This is a genomic window from Mycobacterium sp. TH-M82, from assembly GCF_057473605.1.
This window is the reverse complement of the sequence record NZ_JBYCKY010000591.1, coordinates 1-1943: the sequence shown is the minus strand read 5'-3', so window position 1 is coordinate 1943 and position 1943 is coordinate 1. Positions and strand designations below refer to the sequence as shown.

Annotated in this window: 3 protein-coding genes; all 3 read left to right on the top strand. The window is 69.4% G+C overall.

Annotated features, from left to right (window positions below; all coding sequences use genetic code 11):
* Window positions 1-569: APA family fibronectin-binding glycoprotein (locus AC2VON_RS17715; protein WP_486954120.1), on the top strand; the 569-nt coding region annotated here is incomplete at its 5' end.
* 109 nt (window positions 570-678) lie between these two features.
* Window positions 679-984, top strand: a complete 306-nt coding sequence (locus AC2VON_RS17710) for a GlsB/YeaQ/YmgE family stress response membrane protein (protein WP_486954121.1) — start codon at window positions 679-681, stop codon at window positions 982-984.
* 86 nt (window positions 985-1070) lie between these two features.
* Window positions 1071-1943: zinc-binding alcohol dehydrogenase family protein (locus tag AC2VON_RS17705; RefSeq protein WP_486954119.1), on the top strand; the 873-nt coding region annotated here is incomplete at its 3' end.

Genomic DNA, 1943 nt, shown 5'->3' with positions numbered 1-1943 from the left:
TGACCGCCAACGACACCCGGATTGTGCTGGGCAAGCTGGACCAGCGGCTCTACGCCAGCTCGGAAAGCGACAGCGCCAAAGCCGCAACCCGGCTGGCGTCGGACATGGGTGAGTTCTTCATGCCATACCCCGGCACCCGCACCAACCAGGAGAACACCCCGCTCAACGGCAACGGTCTGACCGGCAGCGCTTCGTACTACGAGGTCAAGTTCACCGACCCGGCGAAGCCGGTCGGCCAGGTCTGGAGCGGCGTGATCGGTGTGCCGCCGGCCACCCCGACCGCGCCCCCGGGCCCGCGTTGGTTTGTGGTGTGGATGGGAACCGCGAACAACCCGGTGGACAAGGGCGCGGCGACGGTGCTGGCTGAATCCATCCGCCCGTTGCCGCCGCCCGCCGCCTCCGTGGCTCCCGCGCCGCCCGGAGGCTTGGCGCCCCCGCAACCGCCGGGTGCCCCCGGAGCGGTAGCACCGCCCGAAAGTCCGGTGCCGCTGCCGCTACCGGGTGGTGTGCAGGCGCCCCCGGCAGCCGGGCTGCCTCCGATCGGAGCGCCCCCACCCGCGGCGGCGTGACACATAGGTGGCCAGATCGCCGTTGAATCGGCGCTCGAAACCGCTACGCTGACCCGGTAACCGGACCAAAGCCGGCCTTCCAGCGACAGCAAGGAGTTTCGGGATGAACGTGAACGCCGTGGCGGCGACGCAGTTTCTCGCCCTGAACGTCAGCGGTGGGACCGAGGTCGGCTGGATAGGCTACATCGTCATCGGCGGTATCGCCGGCTGGCTGGCGAGCAAGATCGTCAAGGGCAGCGGCTCCGGCATCCTGATGGACATCGTGGCCGGTGTTGTCGGGGCGTTCGGCACCGGAGTGGTGCTCAACGTGCTGGGTGTCGATGTCGACCATGGCGGATACTGGTTCACCTTCTTCATCGCGCTGGCCGGAGCGGTGGTGCTGCTCTGGCTGCTCAGGCTGATCCGGAAAAGATAAGCCAACCGGTTACCGAGACTGCGGCCACGGCCGGGTTCTCTCGCGGTCGCGCACCCTGAGCGCAGAATGGACGCCATGGGTGCAGGATGGCTGTAAGCGGTATCCGGACCGGTCTGACCGGTACGACGATGAGTGCCTGGCGTGTGCGCCATCCCGCCCCGATGGACACCGGCCCGTTGCAGTGGGTTACCACCGCGGTGCCCCGACCCGGGCCATCTGAACTGCTGGTTGCGGTGCACGCGTGCGGGGTGTGCCGCACCGACCTGCACGTCGCCGAGGGTGATCTTGCGGTGCACCGCAAACAGGTGATACCCGGCCATGAAGTGGTCGGCGAGGTCATCGAGGTGGGCTCTGAGGTGGGCTCGGACGCCGGCGATCACTTCACTGTGGGGGACCGGGTCGGCATCGCCTGGCTGCGGCATACCTGCGGAGTGTGCGAATACTGTCGCCGCGGCGACGAGAACCTCTGCCCACAATCCCGCTACACGGGCTGGGACTCCGACGGGGGCTACGCCGAATTCGCCACGGTGCCCGCGGTGTTCGCCCACCACCTGCCGAGCGGCTACGGCGACAGCGAGCTGGCGCCGTTGCTGTGTGCCGGCATCATCGGCTACCGTTCGCTGCTGCGCGCCGAGCTGCCGCCCGGTGGCCGGCTGGGGCTGTACGGTTTCGGCGGCAGCGCGCACATCACCGCCCAGGTTGCGCTGGCGCGCGGCGCCGAGGTGCACGTGATGACCCGCGGCGCGCACGCTCGCGAGTTGGCGATCGAACTCGGGGCGGCGTCGGCGCAGGGCGCCGCCGACCCGCCGCCGGTGCGGCTGGACGCCGCGATCCTGTTCGCCCCCGTCGGCGAACTGGTGCTGCCCGCCTGCGAGGCGCTGGACCGCGGCGGCACGCTGGCGATCGCCGGAATCCACCTCAGCGACATTCCGTCGCTGAACTACCAGCGTCATCTGTTC